The organism is Streptomyces glaucus (assembly GCF_039533365.1).
In the GTDB taxonomy this organism is placed as follows: domain Bacteria; phylum Actinomycetota; class Actinomycetes; order Streptomycetales; family Streptomycetaceae; genus Streptomyces; species Streptomyces glaucus.
This window is the reverse complement of sequence record NZ_BAAATK010000014.1, coordinates 76,606-93,602: the sequence shown is the minus strand read 5'-3', so window position 1 is coordinate 93,602 and position 16,997 is coordinate 76,606. Positions and strand designations below refer to the sequence as shown.

11 protein-coding genes are annotated in these 16,997 nt (G+C 74.7%); 8 read left to right on the top strand and 3 right to left on the bottom strand.

Annotated elements, in window-relative coordinates; genetic code table 11:
- Positions 1-238: 238 nt before the first annotated feature.
- From ABD363_RS13315 to nudC, 4 genes are all read left to right on the top strand, one after another.
- Positions 239-3,511, top strand: coding sequence for an ATP-dependent helicase (locus tag ABD363_RS13315; RefSeq protein WP_344603005.1), 3,273 nt, complete (start codon positions 239-241; stop codon positions 3,509-3,511).
- Positions 3,512-3,611: 100 nt separating this feature from the next.
- A complete protein-coding gene (locus tag ABD363_RS13310) occupies positions 3,612-7,307 on the top strand; it encodes an ATP-dependent helicase (protein WP_344602900.1) in 3,696 nt (1,231 codons plus the stop codon).
- 10 nt (positions 7,308-7,317) lie between these two features.
- Positions 7,318-8,721, top strand: coding sequence for a dipeptidase (locus ABD363_RS13305; RefSeq protein WP_344602898.1), 1,404 nt, complete (start codon positions 7,318-7,320; stop codon positions 8,719-8,721).
- A 156-nt stretch (positions 8,722-8,877) separates the two neighbouring features.
- Entirely contained in the window at positions 8,878-9,822 is a 945-nt protein-coding gene (gene nudC / locus ABD363_RS13300; RefSeq protein ID WP_344602896.1) for an NAD(+) diphosphatase, read from the top strand.
- 96 nt (positions 9,823-9,918) lie between these two features.
- Here the strand turns inward: nudC and ABD363_RS13295 are convergent, their stop codons facing one another.
- Positions 9,919-10,161, bottom strand: a complete 243-nt coding sequence (locus tag ABD363_RS13295; RefSeq protein ID WP_344602894.1) for a mycoredoxin — start codon at positions 10,159-10,161, stop codon at positions 9,919-9,921.
- Positions 10,162-10,345: 184 nt separating this feature from the next.
- On the opposite strand from ABD363_RS13295, the gene ABD363_RS13290 reads away from it, so the two are divergent.
- The 4 genes from ABD363_RS13290 to ABD363_RS13275 all read left to right on the top strand — a co-directional run bounded on the left by ABD363_RS13290 (position 10,346) and on the right by ABD363_RS13275 (position 13,918).
- Positions 10,346-12,571 carry an ATP-dependent DNA helicase UvrD2 gene (locus ABD363_RS13290; RefSeq protein ID WP_425577981.1) on the top strand — a complete coding sequence of 742 codons (2,226 nt, stop codon included), beginning with the start codon at positions 10,346-10,348 and terminating at the stop codon, positions 12,569-12,571.
- 164 nt (positions 12,572-12,735) lie between these two features.
- Positions 12,736-13,056 (top strand): hypothetical protein, encoded by a 321-nt coding sequence (locus ABD363_RS13285; protein ID WP_344602890.1) that lies wholly within the window; start codon positions 12,736-12,738, stop codon positions 13,054-13,056.
- Between the two features lie 173 nt (positions 13,057-13,229).
- Positions 13,230-13,598 (top strand): WhiB family transcriptional regulator, encoded by a 369-nt coding sequence (locus ABD363_RS13280; protein ID WP_344602888.1) that lies wholly within the window; start codon positions 13,230-13,232, stop codon positions 13,596-13,598.
- Positions 13,595-13,918: a hypothetical protein gene (locus ABD363_RS13275; RefSeq protein ID WP_344602886.1), complete on the top strand. Its 324-nt coding sequence runs from the start codon at positions 13,595-13,597 to the stop codon at positions 13,916-13,918. Before ABD363_RS13280 ends, ABD363_RS13275 begins: the two co-directional genes overlap by 4 nt.
- Before the next feature lie 351 nt (positions 13,919-14,269).
- Here ABD363_RS13275 and ABD363_RS13270 read toward each other — a convergent pair whose 3' ends face one another.
- Together ABD363_RS13270 and ABD363_RS13265 are read right to left on the bottom strand one after the other, a co-directional pair.
- Entirely contained in the window at positions 14,270-15,637 is a 1,368-nt protein-coding gene (locus ABD363_RS13270) for an ABC1 kinase family protein (RefSeq protein ID WP_344602884.1), read from the bottom strand.
- Positions 15,630-16,838, bottom strand: a complete 1,209-nt coding sequence (locus ABD363_RS13265; protein ID WP_344602882.1) for a TOMM precursor leader peptide-binding protein — start codon at positions 16,836-16,838, stop codon at positions 15,630-15,632. Before ABD363_RS13265 ends, ABD363_RS13270 begins: the two co-directional genes overlap by 8 nt.
- Between the last annotated feature and the right edge of the window lie 159 nt (positions 16,839-16,997).

Genomic DNA, 16,997 nt, shown 5'->3' with positions numbered 1-16,997 from the left:
CGTGGCATGACGTACGTTCGTGAGGCGAGGGACGCAGGTGCCGCGAGTGACGGGAGGGAAAAGATGGAAGCTCTGCTTCCGCCCTGTCGCCCGGCGTAGCGTCGGCTCCACGCGCCCCCCTCACCCCGCGACCTCCCGCCGCCCGCCCGCGGCACGAGCCCCACCCGCACACCCACCAGGACCGGCGAACCACGTGAGCTCCTCTTCCTCCTCCACCAGGCACCCGTCGCACCCGCAGGTGCGACGGGGGACCCCCGGGGCCTACCGACTGGTGCGTACCCCGCCGGCCCGTGTGGATCCCCCTCGTCTGGACGCCGCGCAGCGCTCCGTGGTTGACCACCGCAGCGGGCCGCTGCTCGTCCTCGCGGGCCCGGGCACCGGCAAGACCACCACGCTCGTCGAGTCCGTCGCCGAGCGGATCGCCCGGGGCGCGGACCCCGAGCGGATCCTGGTGCTGACCTTCAGCCGCAAGGCCGCCGTCGAGCTGCGGGACCGCATGGCGCTGCGCATCGGGGCGGCGCGCGCCCCCCAGGCGACCACGTTCCACTCGTTCAGCTACGCCCTGGTCCGCGCCCACCAGGACAGCGACCTGTTCGTGGAGCCGCTGCGGCTGCTGTCCGGCCCCGAGCAGGACGTCACCGTCCGCGAGCTGCTCACGGGCCAGACGGACCTGGAACGGCTCGGTCTGGCGCACGTGCGCTGGCCGGACGAGCTGCGCGCCTGCCTGACCACCCGCGGCTTCGCCGACGAGGTCCGCGCGGTCCTGGCCCGCAGCCGCGAGCTGGGCCTCGGACCGGACGCCCTGGACGCCTTCGCCCGGCGCATCGGCCGCCCCGACTGGCGCGCCGCGGCGGCCTTCCTCGCCGAGTACCTCGACGTGCTCGACCTGCAGGGCGTGCTCGACTACGCGGAACTGGTGCACCGCGCGGTGCTCCTCGCCCGCCGCCCCGAGGCCGCCGAGCGGCTCGCCGCCCGGTACGACGCCGTCTACGTCGACGAGTACCAGGACACCGACCCGGCGCAGGTGCGGCTGTTGCGCGCCCTGGCCGGCGGCGGGCGCACCCTCGTCGCGTTCGGCGACCCCGACCAGTCGATCTACACGTTCCGCGGCGCCGACGTGAACGGCATCCTGGACTTCCCGCACGCCTTCCCGCGGGCGGACGGCCGCCCGGCGCCCGTCGAGGTCCTGCGCACCTCCCGCCGCTCCGGCGCCGCCCTGCTGGCCGCCACCCGGCTGCTGACCCGGCGCATGCCGCTGCCCCGCCTGCCCGCCGACAAGGCGCGCGCCCACCGGGAGCTCGCCCCGGTGCGGGACGGGGGCCGGGTGGAGGTGTACACGTACCCGACGCCCGGCACGGAACTGGACAACATCGCCGACATCCTGCGCCGGGCGCACCTGGAGGACGGCCTGCCCTGGAGCGAGATGGCCGTCCTGGTGCGCGCCGGGTCCCGCACCATCCCGACGGTCCGCCGCGCCCTCACCGCGGCCGGAGTGCCCCTGGACGTCGACGGCGACGACCTGCCGCTGCGTCACGAACCGGCGGTGGCGCCGCTGCTGACGGCCCTGCGGGCGGTGGCGACGGCGGAGGCGCGGCGGACCGAGGAGGCCCCCGGGAAGCAGGACGCCTGCTGGCTCGACACCGAGACCGCCCTGACCCTGCTCGCCTCGCCCCTCGCGGGCATGGACGCCGCCGACCTGCGCCGCCTGGGCCGGGCCCTGCGGGAGGAGGAGCGGGCCGCGGGCAACCCGCTGCCGCCCCCGTCCGACGAACTGCTGGCCCGGGCGCTGGCCGAGCCGGAGCGCCTCACCGTGCACGACCCCGCCTACGCGCGGGGCGCCCAGCGCCTGGGCGCCCTGCTCCGCAAGGCCCGCGAGCGTCTCGCGGGCGGCGGTACGGCCGAGGAGGCGCTGTGGGACCTGTGGGAGGGCACGCCCTGGCCGGCGCGCCTGGAGCGGGCCGCCCGGCGCGGCGGCGCGGCCGGCCGCAACGCCGACCGCGACCTGGACGCCGTGTGCGCCCTCTTCGCGACCGCCGCGCGCGCGGAGGAGCGCACCGGCGGCCGGGGCGCCCTGAACTTCCTGGAGGAGATCGAGGCCGAGGACATCGCCGCCGACACCCTCACCCGGCGCGCCGTGCGCCCCGACGCCGTCCGCCTGATGACCGCGCACCGTTCCAAGGGGCTGGAGTGGCGCCTCGTCGTCGTCGCGGGCGTCCAGGAAGGACTGTGGCCGGACCTGCGCCGCCGCGGCTCCCTCCTGGAGGCCGACCGCATCGGCCGCGACGGGCTCGCCGAACCGCTCACTCCCGGAGCGCTGCTCGCCGAGGAGCGCCGCCTGTTCTACGTGGCCGCCACCCGCGCCCGCGAACGCCTGGTCGTCACCGCCGTGAAGGCCCCCGCGGACGACGGCGACCAGCCCTCCCGCTTCCTGACCGAACTCGGCGTCGAACCCAGGGACGTCACCGGCCGCCCGCGCCGCCCGCTGAACGTCGCCGCGCTCGTCGCCGAACTGCGCGCCACCACGGTCGACCCGCGCGTCTCCGACGCCCTGCGCGAGGCCGCCGCCCGCCGGCTGGCCCGGCTCGCCGCGCTCGCCGACGAGGACGGCCGTCCCCTGGTGCCGTCCGCGCACCCCTACCGCTGGTGGGGCATGTTCGAGCCGACCGAGTCCAAGGTGCCGCTGCGCGACCGCGACCAGCCCGTCGTGCTCTCCGGCAGCGCCCTCGACCAGCTCGCCAACACCTGCGCCCTGCAGTGGTTCCTGGGCCGCGAGGTGAAGGCCGACGCGCCCGCGACCGCCGCCCAGGGCTTCGGCAACGTGGTGCACGTCCTCGCCGACGAGGTCGCCTCCGGACACACCCCGGCCGATCTCGACGTGCTCATGGAGCGCCTGGACTCCGTGTGGAACGCGCTCGCCTTCGACGCGCCGTGGAAGTCCGCCCAGGAGAAGGAGAACGCGCGCGCGGCGCTGGAGCGCTTCCTGAAGTGGCATGTCATGGACCGCGCGGGGCGTACGCCGGTCGCCAGCGAGCACGACTTCGACGTCACCCTGGAGGCCGGCGACTACGAGGTGCGCATCCGCGGCCAGATGGACCGCGTCGAGACCGACGGCGAGGGCCGCGCCTACGTCGTCGACTTCAAGACCGGCAAACAGGCCCCCAGCGCCGCCGAGGTGGCCCGCCACCCGCAGCTCGCCGTCTACCAGCTCGCCGTCCGCGAGGGCGCCGTCGACGAGGTCTTCGGCGGGACGCGCCCCGAGCCGGGCGGCGCCGAACTCGTGCAGCTGCGCCAGGGCGCGGCCCGGCGGGACGGCGGCGCGGACCTGCCCAGGGTGCAGGCGCAGGAGGCCCTGGCGGGAACGGCGGGGGAGTGGGTCGGCGAGCTGCTGGCGACGGCCGCCGGCAAGGTCCTCGACGAGCGGTTCGCACCGACCGCCGGCCAGCACTGCGCGCACTGCGCGTTCCGGGCGTCGTGCAGCGCGCGGCCCGAGGGGCGGCACGTGGTGGAGTGACCGGTGTGACATATAGCACCACACGTGTTCACCTACGCTTTTTCCGCAGCACGGACCAATCCGGCACCCCTGGTCGGTGATCGCCGCTAGTCTCTCTGGGATGCCCGCCCGTATCACCGACCCCGAACAGCTCAAAGAGCTCCTCGGCATCCCGTTCACCCCGGAACAGATCGCCTGCATCACCGCGCCGCCCGCCCCGCAGGTGATCGTGGCCGGCGCCGGGTCGGGCAAGACGACGGTGATGGCGGCCCGCGTGGTGTGGCTGGTCGGCACCGGCCAGGTCGCCCCCGAGCAGGTGCTCGGCCTCACGTTCACCAACAAGGCCGCCGGCGAACTCGCCGAACGCGTCCGCGCGGCCCTGGCCAAGGCCGGCGTCACCGACCCGGACCCCCTCCCGCCACCCGGCCCCCCCTCGGCGGCGCCCCGCTCCGGCCCCTTCGGACCGGACCCGGACGACCCGCCGGGCGAGCCGGTGATCTCCACGTACCACGCCTTCGCGGGCCGCCTGCTCACCGACCACGGCCTGCGCATCGGCCTGGAGCCGGCGTCCCGCCTGCTGGCCGACGCCACCCGCTACCAGCTCGCCGCACGCGTGCTGCGCGAAGCGCCGGGACCCTACCCGGCGCTCACCCGCTCCTTCGCGGACCTGGTCGGCGACCTCCTGGCCCTCGACGCCGAACTCGCCGAGCACCTCGTGCGGCCGGAGGACCTGCGCGCGTGGGACGCCGGACTGCTGCGCACGCTGGAGGGCGCCGAACTCACCAACGCCGACCTGCGCAAGGTCCCCGAGGCGGCCGCCGCCCGCCGCGAACTCGCCGACCTGGTGATCCGCTACCGGGCCGCCAAACGGGAACGGGACCTGCTCGACTTCGGCGACCAGATCGCCCTGTCGGCCGAGCTCGCCGCACTCCCCGAGGTGGGCCGCCTGCTGCGCGAGGAGTTCCGCGTGGTCCTCCTCGACGAGTACCAGGACACCTCGGTCGCCCAGCGCGTCCTGCTCGCGGGCCTGTTCGGCGGCGGCACCGGCCACCCGGTCACCGCCGTCGGCGACCCCTGCCAGGCGATCTACGGCTGGCGCGGCGCCTCCGTCGCCAACCTCGACGACTTCCCCCGGCACTTCCCGCACGCCGACGGCCGCCCCGCCACCCGGCGGGCGCTCAGCGAGAACCGCCGCAGCGGCGGCCGCCTCCTCGACCTCGCCAACGGCCTCGCCGAGCCGCTGCGCGCCCTGCACGCGGGGGTGGAGGCCCTCCGCCCGGCCCCCGGCGCCGAACGCGACGGCCTGGTCCGCTGCGCCCTGCTGCGCACCCACGCGGAGGAGATCGAGTGGGTCGCCGACTCCATCGCCCACCTCGTGCGCACCGGGAAGGCGCCCGGCGAGATCGCCGTCCTGTGCCGCACCGCGACCGACTTCGCCGAGATCCAGGGCGCGCTGGTCGCCCGGGACGTCCCGGTGGAGGTCGTGGGCCTGTCCGGGCTGCTGCACCTGCCCGAGGTGGCCGACCTCGTCGCCGTCTGCGAGGTCCTCCAGGACCCCGGCGCCAACGCCTCCCTCGTCCGCCTGCTGACCGGCCCGCGCTGGCGGATCGGCCCGCGCGACCTCGCCCTCCTGGGACGGCGCGCCCGGCTGCTCGTGGCGCACGCGCGCGTGGCGGGCGACGACGACCCCGACCGCCGGCTCGCCGAAGCCGTCGAGGGCGTCGACCCGTCCGAGACGATCTCCCTCGCGGACGCCCTCGACACGTTCCTGGAGACCCCGCTGGACGGCCGCGGGGACGACGACGGACTGCCCTTCTCCCCGGAGGCGCGCGTGCGGTTCGCCCGCCTCGCCGCCGAACTGCGCGACCTGCGCCGCTTCCTGTCCGACCCGCTCATGGACGTCCTGCACCGCGTCCTCGCCGTCACCGGCCTGGAGGTCGAGCTGTCGGCGTCCCCGCACGCGCTGGCCGCCCGCCGCCGGGAGACCCTGTCCAACTTCCTCGACGTCGCCGCCTCCTTCGCGGCCGGCGACAACGAGGCCACCCTGCTCGCCTTCCTCGGCTTCCTGCGCACCGCCGCCCAGTACGAGAAGGGCCTCGACAACGCCCTCCCCGGCGGCGAGAACACCGTCAAGGTGCTGACCGCCCACCGGTCCAAGGGCCTGGAGTGGGACGTCGTCGCCGTGCCCGGCCTGGTCACCGGCACCTTCCCCAGCAGCCAGGGCCGCGAGAAGTGGACCGCCCAGGGCAAGGTCCTGCCGCACGCGCTGCGCGGCGACGCCGACACCCTCCCCGACGTGGAGTCCTGGGACTCCCGGGGCCTGAAGGCCTTCCACGAGGCCATGAAGGAGCACCAGCACACCGAGGAACTCCGCCTCGGCTACGTCACCTTCACCCGCCCCCGCTCCCTGCTCCTGGGCTCCGGCCACTGGTGGGGCCCCGCCCAGAAGAAGCCGCGCGGCCCCTCCGCGTTCCTGCGGGCCCTGTACGACCACTGCGCCGCCGGACACGGCGAGATCGAGGTCTGGGCGGACGAACCCGCCGAGGACGAGCAGAACCCGGCGCTGCACCGGGCCGGCGCCGACCGGGCGTGGCCCCTGCCCCTGGACGAGACCGCCCTCGCCCGGCGCCGCGCGGCCGCCGAGACGGTCCTGGCCCACCTGGAGGACCTCGCCGCCCGCGCGGACGGCCGCCCCGCGGCCGTGCACGACCCGGACGCCTACGACGACCCGGACTGGCCCCCGCCGCCGCAGGACGACGACCCGTACGCCGACGCCCCCTTCGAGGAGGCCCCCCACGAGGAGGACCCCTTCGCCGGGGAGGACCCCTTCGCCGGGGAGGACCCCTTCGCCGGGGAGGACCCGTCCCTCGAAGAGGCCCCGGCCGACCGGGACGCGTGGGCGGCGGACCGGCCCGCCATCCCCCACCAGGCGGGGCCCCCGGAGACCGCCGGGCACCCCGGCGCGGCGGAGGGCCCGGACGCCCGCCCCGCGGAACCCGCGCGTCCGCGCTCCGGGGAGCCGCAGCCGCCGGCCGCGCCCGCGCACCCGGCCGCCGAGCGCCCCGGCCCCTTCGAGGCCGCGCGGCTCACCCCGGAGGAGGCCCGCACCGTCGCCTCCTGGGACCGCGACCTCGACGCCCTCGCCGGCGAACTCCTGCGCGCGCGGCAGAGCGTCAGGGAGGTCCCCCTGCCGGCCTCGCTGACCGCCTCCCAGCTGCTGCGCCTGGCCGCCGACCCGGACGGCTTCGCGCAGGAGCTGGCCCGCCCGATGCCCCGCCCGCCGCAGCCCGCCGCCCGCCGCGGCACCCGCTTCCACGCCTGGGTCGAGGCCCGTTTCGAAGAGCTGACGCTGCCCATGCTGGAGCCGGAGGAGCTGCCCGGCAGCGAGGCCGAGATCGCCGACGAACGCGACCTGGAGACCCTCAAGGCGGCCTTCGAGCGCACCGAGTACGCCCGGCGCACGCCCCACCGCGTGGAGGCCCCCTTCCAGCTCGCGCTCGCCGGCCGCGTCGTACGGGGCCGTATCGACGCCGTCTACAAGGAGGGCGACGGGGACGGGGCGACGTACGAGATCGTCGACTGGAAGACCGGCCGCACCGCCACGGCCGACCCGCTCCAGCTCGCCGTGTACCGCCTGGCCTGGGCCGAACAGCAGGGCGTGCCCCTGGAGGCGGTGACGGCCGCGTTCCTGTACGTGCGCACCGGCGAGGTCGTACGGCCGGAGCACCTGCCCGGCCGCGCGGAGCTGGAGCGGCTGCTGCTGGGGGAGCCGGCCGGTGACGAACCGCACGACGAGGACGCCGCCGTCGGCCGATAGGCTCGTGACCATGAGCCACACCCCGGACGGCGCCGTCCGCGCGTACATCGAGCAGCACCGTGCCGCCTTCCTCGACGACCTTGCCGAATGGCTGCGCATACCCTCGGTGTCGGCCCAGCCCGACCACGCGCCCGACGTCCGGCGCAGCGCCGACTGGCTCGCCGCCAAGCTCAGGGAGACGGGATTCCCCACGGCCGAGGTCTGGGAGACCCCCGGCGCCCCGGCCGTCTTCGCCGAGTGGCCCTCCGACGACCCCGGGGCGCCCACGGTCCTCGTCTACGGCCACCACGACGTGCAGCCCGCCGCCCGCGAGGACGGCTGGGACACCGAGCCCTTCGAGCCCGTCGTCCGCGGGGGCCGCCTCCACGCGCGCGGGGCGGCCGACGACAAGGGGCAGGTGTTCTTCCACACGCTCGGCGTCCGCGCGCACCTCGCCACCACCGGCCGCACCGCCCCGGCCGTGCACCTGAAGCTGCTGGTCGAGGGCGAGGAGGAGTCCGGCTCCCCGCACTTCCGCGCCCTCGTCGAGGGCCACGCGGACCGGCTCGCCGCCGACGCCGTGATCGTCTCCGACACCGGCATGTGGTCCGAGGACACCCCCACGGTGTGCACCGGCATGCGCGGCCTCGCCGAGTGCGAGATCCGGCTGCACGGCCCCGACCAGGACATCCACTCCGGTTCCTTCGGCGGCGCCGTGCCCAACCCGGTCACGGCCGCCGCGCGCCTGGTCGCCGCCCTCCACGACGAGCACGGGCGCGTGGCGATCCCCGGCTTCTACGACGGCGTGATCGAGCTCACCGACCGCGAGCGCGCCCTCTTCGCCGAACTCCCCTTCGACGAGGAGCGGTGGCTGCGCACGGCCAGGTCGTACGCCGCCCACGGCGAGGCCGGGTACACCACCCTGGAGCGCGTCTGGGCCCGCCCCACCGCCGAGGTCAACGGCATCGGCGGCGGCTACCAGGGCCCCGGCAGCAAGACGATCATCCCGTCCTCCGCCCTGGTGAAGCTGTCCTTCCGGCTGGTCGCGGGCCAGGACCCCGGCCACGTCGAGAAGGCCGTCCGCGCCTGGGCCGAGGGGCGGGTGCCCGCCGGGATCCGCTGCGAGATCACGTTCGGCTCGGCCACCCGTCCGTGCCTGACGCCGCTGGACCACCCGGCGCTGCGGTCCCTGGTCCGCGCCATGGGCCGCGCCTTCGAGGGACCGGTCCGCTTCACGCGCGAGGGCGGCTCCGGGCCCGCCGCCGACCTCCAGGAGGTGCTGGACGCACCGGTGCTCTTCCTCGGCATCTCCGTCCCGTCCGACGGCTGGCACGCGCCGAACGAGAAGGTCGAGCTCGACCTCCTCCTCAAGGGCGTCGAGACCACCGCGTACCTGTGGGACGACCTCGCGGCGCACTGGCGCCACGCGCCCTGAGCCCCCCGCGCCGTCCGGACCGGCATCCCGCGCGGGGCACACTGGAAGGGCCGCCCCGCACCGCCGAGCCTCCCGGACCCGGTCGCCGCCCGCCGCCCGTCCCGCCGAACCGCCCGCCGACCCACATCCGTTCCACCGGGGGAGTTGGAAGCACCCGTGACCACCTGGACCGACCACACCGCCGACCGTCCCATCTCGCTCACCGCCCCGAGCGGCATCGACCGTGCCGCGCACCACCGGCTCGACGAGGCCTGGCTCGCGGCGGCGTGGAGCCACCCCTCGACGCGCTGTTTCGTGGTCTCCGGCGGTCAGGTCCTCATCGACGAGACGCCGGACGGACGGACCGAGCTCGTCATGACCCCCTCCTTCGAGGCCCCGCTCACCGAGGCGCACCGCTATTTCCTCGGCATCGACGAGGACGGCGTGAGCTACTTCGCCCTCCAGAAGGACTCCCTGCCCGGCCGCATGGACCAGTCCGCGCGGCCGGCGGGCCTGCGCGAGGCGGGCCTGCTGCTGTCCCCCCGGGACGCGGGTCTCATGGTGCACGCGGTCGGCCTGGAGAACTGGCAGCGCACCCACCGCTTCTGCTCCCGCTGCGGCGAACGCACGGTGATCGCGGCGGCCGGTCACATCCGGCGCTGCCCGGCCTGCGGCGCCGAGCACTACCCGCGCACCGACCCCGCCGTGATCATGGCCGTCACCGACGGCGACGACCGCATCCTGCTCGGCCGCCAGGTCCACTGGCCCGAGGGCCGCTTCTCGACGCTCGCCGGCTTCGTCGAGCCCGGCGAGTCCGTCGAGCAGGCGGTGCGCCGCGAGGTCCACGAAGAGGCCGGCATCACCATCGGCCGGGTCGAGTACGTCGCCAGCCAGCCCTGGCCCTTCCCGTCCAGCCTCATGCTCGGCTTCATGGCCCGCGCCACCTCCACCGACATCGACGTCGACGGCGACGAGATCCACGAGGCCCGCTGGTTCTCCCGCGACGAACTGGGCGCCGCCTTCGAGTCCGGCGAGGTCCTCCCGCCGTACGGGATCTCGATCGCGGCCCGCCTGATCGAGCTCTGGTACGGCAAGCCGCTGCCGACGAGGAACTTCTTCTGAGGCCGGGCCGCCCGGCCCGGCACGTCCGGTACGGCACGGCGAAGGGGCCGCCCCCCGATCGGGGGGCGGCCCCTTCGCCGTGCCGTACCGGACCGCTTACGCGCCGATCTTCTGCTTCACCTGCGCCAGCGACGGGTTGGTGAGCGTCGTGCCGTCCGGGAAGAGCACGGTCGGCACCGTCTGGTTTCCGCCATTGGCCTTCTCCACGAACGCGGCGGACTCCGGGTCCTGCTCGATGTTGATCTCGGTGTACTCGATGCCCTCGCGGTCCAGCTGGCTCTTCAGCCGACGGCAGTAACCGCACCACGTGGTGCTGTACATCGTCACAGTGCCCGGCATGTCTCTCGCGCTCCTTCGGCGGCTCGGGGATGTGTGTGCTCGCAGGGTGGAACGTGCTTGAAAGCGCCACCATTCCCGCGGACGGCGCCGAGCGCACGTGACGCCTGCCGCATCCGTACGACTATCGGCGCCTGCCTGTGGACGACCGTCTCACCCGTCTCCGGCGACCTGGCAGCATGGCCGTGTGACAGCAGCAACGCACTCCACTCTCTTCTCACAGGGCCCCAGCGGCTCCTCCGCGCCGGCCTCACCGAGCGGGGCCGACGAGGTGCTCGAAGGGCTCGACCCCGAGCAGCGCGAGGTGGCCACCGCCCTGCACGGCCCGGTGTGCGTGCTGGCGGGCGCCGGCACGGGCAAGACCCGGGCCATCACCCACCGGATCGCCTACGGGGTGCGCGCCGGCATCCTCCAGCCCTCCAGCGTGCTCGCCGTCACCTTCACCAACCGCGCCGCCGGAGAGATGCGCGGCCGGCTCCGCCAGCTCGGCGCCCACGGCGTCCAGGCCCGTACGTTCCACTCGGCGGCGCTCCGCCAGCTCCAGTACTTCTGGCCGAAAGCGATCGGCGGCTCCATGCCCCGGCTCGTCGACCGCAAGATCCAGCTCGTGGCGGACGCGGCCGCCGCCTGCCGCATCCGCCTCGACCGGGGCGAGCTGCGGGACGTCACGGCCGAGATCGAGTGGTCCAAGGTCACCCAGACCGTCCCCGCCGACTACCCGCTCGCGGCCGCCCGGGCCGGCCGGGAGGCCCCCCGCGCCCCGGCCGAGATCGCCCAGCTGTACTCCGCCTACGAGGACCTCAAGCGGGAGCGTGCCGTCATCGACTTCGAGGACGTGCTGCTGCTGACCGTGGCCATCCTCCAGGACCGGCACGACATCGCCGAACAGGTCCGCGCCCAGTACCAGCACTTCGTCGTCGACGAGTACCAGGACGTCAGCCCCCTGCAGCAGCGCCTGCTGGAGCTGTGGCTCGGCGACCGCGACAACCTGTGCGTGGTCGGCGACGCCAGCCAGACGATCTACTCGTTCACGGGAGCGACCCCCGACCACCTGCTCGACTTCCGCGCCCGCCACCCCGGCGCCACCGTCGTCAAGCTGGTCCGCGACTACCGCTCCACCCCCCAGATCGTGCACCTCGCCAACGGCCTGCTCGCCCAGGCCCGGGGCCGCGCCGCCGACCACCGCCTGGAACTGGTCTCCCAGCGGCCCCCGGGCCCCGAACCCGTCTACACCGAGTACCCCGACGAGCCCGCCGAGGCCGAGGGCGCCGCCCGGCGCATCCGCGAACTCGTCGACGCCGGAGTCCCGGCCGGCGAGATCGCCGTCCTGTTCCGCACGAACTCCCAGTCGGAGACCTACGAGCAGGCTCTCGCCGACGCCGGGGTCCCCTACCAGCTGCGGGGCGCCGAGCGGTTCTTCGACCGCCCCGAGGTGCGCAAGGCCGGCATCGCCCTGCGCGGCGCGGCCCGCTTCGGCGGCAACGACTCCCTCCTCGACGACGCCGTCGACCTGCCCTCCCAGGTGCGCGCCGTGCTGTCGGGGGAGGGCTGGACACCCCGGCCCCCGGCCGGCTCCGGCGCCGTGCGGGAGCGCTGGGAGTCCCTGGCCGCCCTCGTGAACCTCGCCCAGGACTTCGCCGCCGCCAGACCCGGCGCCACCCTGGCCGATCTCGTCGCCGAACTCGACGAGCGGGCGAACGCCCAGCACGCCCCGACCGTGCAGGGCGTCACCCTCGCCTCCCTGCACTCGGCCAAGGGCCTGGAGTGGGACGTCGTCTTCCTGGTCGGTGTCGCCGAGGGCATGATGCCGATCACCTACGCAAAGACCGACGAGCAGATCGAGGAGGAGCGCCGCCTCCTCTACGTCGGCGTCACCCGCGCGCGCGAACGCCTGCACATCTCCTGGGCGCTCGCCCGCTCGCCCGGCGGCCGTCCCGGCCCCCGCCCCAGCCGCTTCCTCGACGGGCTGCGCCCCGGCACCGCGGCCACCGGCGGCCGCGGTGCCGCGGGCGGCACCGCAGGCGTGGAGCGGGGCTCCGCGGGCGGGCCCGCGGGCACCGCCCCGCGACGGACGCGGCGCACCCCGGCCCGCTGCCGGGTCTGCGGACGCACGCTGACCGACGCCGGCGAGATGAAACTGATGCGCTGCGAGGACTGCCCCTCCGACATGGACGAGGGCCTGTACGAGAGGCTGCGCGAGTGGCGCGCGGTCCAGGCACGGCGCAGCGGGCAGCCCGACTGGTGCGTCTTCACCGACAAGACGCTGATCGCCATCGCGGAGACCGCACCCGAGGACGAGCGCGAACTGGTGCGGATCCCGGGCGTGGGCATGCGCAAGTTCAACCGCTACGGAGCCGACGTTCTGGCCATCTGCGCAGGCCGGGGAGGTGACGGGCTTGACGAGGAGAGCTGATGCCAACTCGTCGAAAAAATAGTTTGCGCATGCCCCAGCAATCCCCATAGGTTCTTGGACACGGGAACGGCGGCCTTCTCGGAGGCCCTGATTCCGTGTTGTACTTGCATATCCGTCGGACTGGTTCATCCGGTCCCCCGAGACGCCGAGAGGAGGCGAGTCCAGTGATCAGCATCAACACCGGCTTCATCAGCACCGTGAAAATGACCGATCGCTCGGCCGTCTCCCTGTGCATGCTCGGCGTTTCCCACCTGGGCACCGGTCTGTCCGGCGTTTCCGCCGTGCGTCCGGCGTCCTCCGTCGCTCCCGCGGGCCTCGTCGTCCGTGAGCGCGATGAGCGACCGACCAAGGCACCGGAAGCGGTAGCGGCACAGGCGCAGGCCTATGCCTTTGCGGCGACCGGTGCCGGATTCCGGAAGCAGACGACGCAGCACCACCTGATGTGGGCCTTCCGTGGGCCAGATCCCTGGAGTGATCCAGCCTGATCGATGATCAGGCCGGCGCCTTCAGGGCCGCGGAACCCCATCCGGGATCCGCGGCCCTTCTGTTTTCCCCGAACGGGGACGGCAGAACGAAGGGACCTCGGGACAAGAAAAGAACCCGGTACCAAGCCGCCCCCGGCCAACAGGCCGGAACGACCAGACGAGGAAGACGAACCGTGCAACTCGAAGCGCACGCCCCGTCCGTACCGCCTTCCGGCACGATTCCCAAGCCCGGCCCCACGGAGGATCCCACCTTGACCCCGCTGACCGCGCTCACCGCGCTCGACGACGCCATCGAGAGCCTCGGCGTACCCGTCCCCTGCCGTTCCAACGACCCGGAGGTCTTCTTCGCCGAGTCGCCGGCGGACGTCGAGTACGCCAAGTCCCTCTGCCGCACCTGCCCGCTGATCGAGGCCTGCCTCGCCGGTGCCAAGGAGCGGCGCGAGCCCTGGGGTGTCTGGGGCGGCGAGCTGTTCGTCCAAGGTGTCGTCGTCGCCCGGAAGCGGCCGCGTGGCCGCCCGCGCAAGAACCCGGTCACGGCATGAACACCGCAGGAACGATCGACCGTCCCCTCACGCACGACCCCCAGAAGCAGGCCCCGATGAAGCCGTCCACCCACGAGCCCGCAGGCTCCGCGACCGAAGACTTCACCACCAGCGGCGCGAACGACTCGCGTCAGAACAGGACCCGAGAGATGCAACTCATCCCAGAAGCCATGGCCCGAGTGCATATGCACGAGCGACTGCGTGAGGCGGAGCGGGAACGCCAGGCGCTGCGCCTGGCGGCCGCCCGCCGGATGCAGCGCCGGGCGGAGCGCGCCTCGATGCGCGCCCGGCGTGCGCTCGCCATGGCGGTCATGCAGTAACCGGCCCACCCGAAGCGGTGGCCTCCCGGCCCGGGAGGCGGAGCTCTCCGACGCGGGGGCCGGTCCGTGCCGAACGGACCGGCCTCCGCGGTGCGTTCCGCCCGCCGGCGCCCCGCCGCGGGAAAACCGTCACCGGACGACGAGTCCCGCCGGCGGCCGTGGCGACGGCGACTCCACCACGGAGCCCCGGCTCCGCGGGCGCGCCCGCCGCGGCACCGCGGGCGAGGCCCCGCGACCCGTCCGGGCCCGCTCCGCGGAAAGCGGCGTCCGCCGCTTCTCCCGCGCCCGCTGTTCCCGGGAGACCCCGGGCCGTCGGGGGACGGCTGGACCCGGCCCGGCGGTGGCGGGGGCTCATGCCTCCGCCGCCGGCTCCTCCTCCAGCGGCTCCTGGAGGACGAACCCGGGCAGCCACTCCTCCAGCTCCTCACGCAGCCGCACCGTCGCGCCCAGTTGGCAGAGCACACCGATCGTGCTCAGCGTCACCCGGTGGATCAGCAGGTACGCCGGGGGCAGGTTGAGCTGCCTGCCCAACTGGTGGGCGGGGGAGCGGGGATCGGCGATCCGGGCCGCCTGACTGCGCATCCAGCCGCGGGTGAAGGTGAACTCGTCGACCTGGGCCGGCTCGATGATCGGCAGGAGGTAGTCGAGGACGGCGTCCGGATCGAGGTCTATGGACTCCTTGACGAAGCCCTCCGTGCACAGGAGTTCGTAGACGGCGCCCGCCTCGCCGTCGAGGGTCATGCGCAGGGACTCGCCGATCGGCGCCGGCAGGCCGCCGGGGAGCCGGTCGACCGTGCCGAAGTCCAGCACGCCCAGGCGCCAGTCGTCCTCACCGCCCGGACCGCCGGGCAGCAGGCGGAAGTTGCCGGGATGCGGATCGGCGTGCAGGAGACCGGTGCGGGCAGGGCCGGAGAAGAGGAAACGGGCCAGGAGCTGGCCGGCCCGGTCACGCTGCTTCCGGGTGCCGTCCGCGATGATCTCCGACAGCGGGACGCCGTCGATCCACTCGGTGATCAGCACCTGCTCGCACTGGTGGACCACGTCCGGCACCACGACGTCCGGGTCGTTCGCGAACTCCTCGGCGTGGGCCCGCTGGGCCTGGGCCTCCAGGCCGTAGTCCAGTTCCTCCGAGACCCGGTCCTTCAGCTCCGCGATCAGCGGCTTGATGTCCATGCCGGGAACCAGGGGGCCCAGCAGACGGGCGAATCGGCTCAGCTGGTTCAGGTCCGACAGGAGGGCCTCGCCCGCGCCCGGGTACTGCACCTTGACCGCGACCTCGCGGCCGTCGTGCCACACCCCCCGGTGCACCTGGCCGATCGATGCCGCGGCGGCCGGCTTGTCCTCGAACTCCAGGAACAGGTCCTGCCAGTCCTCGCCGAGCCGCTCCCCGAGCACGGCGTGCACGGTGCGCGTCGGCATCGGCGGCGCGGCCTCCTGAAGCTTCGTCAGGGCGGCCCGGTAGGGGCCGGCGACCTCCTCGGGCAGCGCCGACTCGAAGACGGACAGCGCCTGGCCGAACTTCATCGCGCCGCCCTTGAGCTCGCCGAGCACCTTGAACAGCTGCTCGGCCGTGCGCTGCTGCAGTTCACGGCCGACGATCTCCGCGGACTCGCCGACGATCCGCTTGCCGAGCCCCCAGGTCGCCCGGCCGGCGAAGCCGAGCGGGAGCGCGGCGAGCTTGGCGGTACGGGTGACCGCCTTCCGGGGAAGATCAGACATGCGCCCTCCAGGTCCCAGCCAGCCGCGCCGCCCCTGCCGTACGGCGTGCTTCCGACGGCCGTTGCCCCGCCATTGTCTCGCGGGGCCGCCCGTCCTCGGCGAGGTGTTCTCCCTCACCTTTCTCCGCGGCCCCGCACGGACATGCGGGGTGCGCCGGGACCGGTCGCGCATGCCAGTGGAGGCCGGGCAGCGACACCTCCCAGCGGGCACCGGCACTCGACGGCGCCCGGCCGTCCAGGAAGGCGAGCGCGTGGGCGGCGGCGAGGCCGGCGACGGCCGTGGCCAGCGTCAGATCGCAGGGCCGTGCCTGCCGCGGTTTCCCGGAGCGCCACTGAGCGACCAGGCGCGGCCAGGCCGGATCCCGATCGGTGCGGTCCTCGTGCAGACAGCCCGCGCAGCCCGTCTCGCCGGGCAGCACGAGGGGACCGACGACGCCCGTGCCCTCCACGACACCGGCGTACAGATGGGGCATGCCCGAGGCCATGAGGGGGTCGGCGGTGGACGGGGAGGGCGCGTGGACGGCGACGTCGTCCCGCGGGGCGAGGATCACCAGGGAGAACCCCGGGCCGTCGTCGGGCGGGGCGGCGGGGCCGCGGCGCGGCGGCCGGTCCGGCGCCGCCCGGCGCACGGCACGGCGGGCCGCCTCGTCCCGGCGGTCGCCGACGGCCTCCGCGGGCAGTCCGCCCGGCGCGAGGTCCCACGGTTCGACCCGGCCGCCGTCGCGCACGTCGACCTCGCCGACCCCCGCGCCCGACAGCAGGCAGGCCAGCACCGCGCCCACCCGGCCCGCACCCCTGACCTGCACGCGCAGCGAGCGGCGGGCGGCCAGGCGGCTGATCGCGTCACCCGGTTCGGAGGCGGTCAGGGACAGCGAGGCCAGGTCGGGGCGCAGCCGGTCGAGGACCTCCTTCTTCCCGCGCAGGGCGTCGGCCGCGGGCCCGCCGCCCCTGGCGTCGTCGAGGAGTCCCGACTCCGCCAGCCGCTCCACCAGTGCGTCCACATGGCCGTCGGGCAGGTCCATGCGGCGTCCCTCCTCGCGCAGGAGCGCCAGCCCGCGGGTGCCGTTGAGCAACTCCAGGAAACTGCCGGTCGCCGTGTCCATCGGGCCGAGCGTCATCGCGTGCGCCGGCGTCATCCCGAACTGCACGGTGTTGAGATCGCGCCAGCCGCGCCGCAGCGCGGGCTTCACCATCGGATGCATGACAGGCCCCCGTAGCCCTCGTGGAAAGTCCCTCTGCCCCATGTGCCGGCGGAGGCCGGTCACGGCTCCGCCGGTGGAAGCCAGCATGCCCGGGTGCGCGGCGGAGTGCCGAAAGTTGTCCACAGGCGGCAGGTGTTAGTCGTACGAATCGAGCGCGGC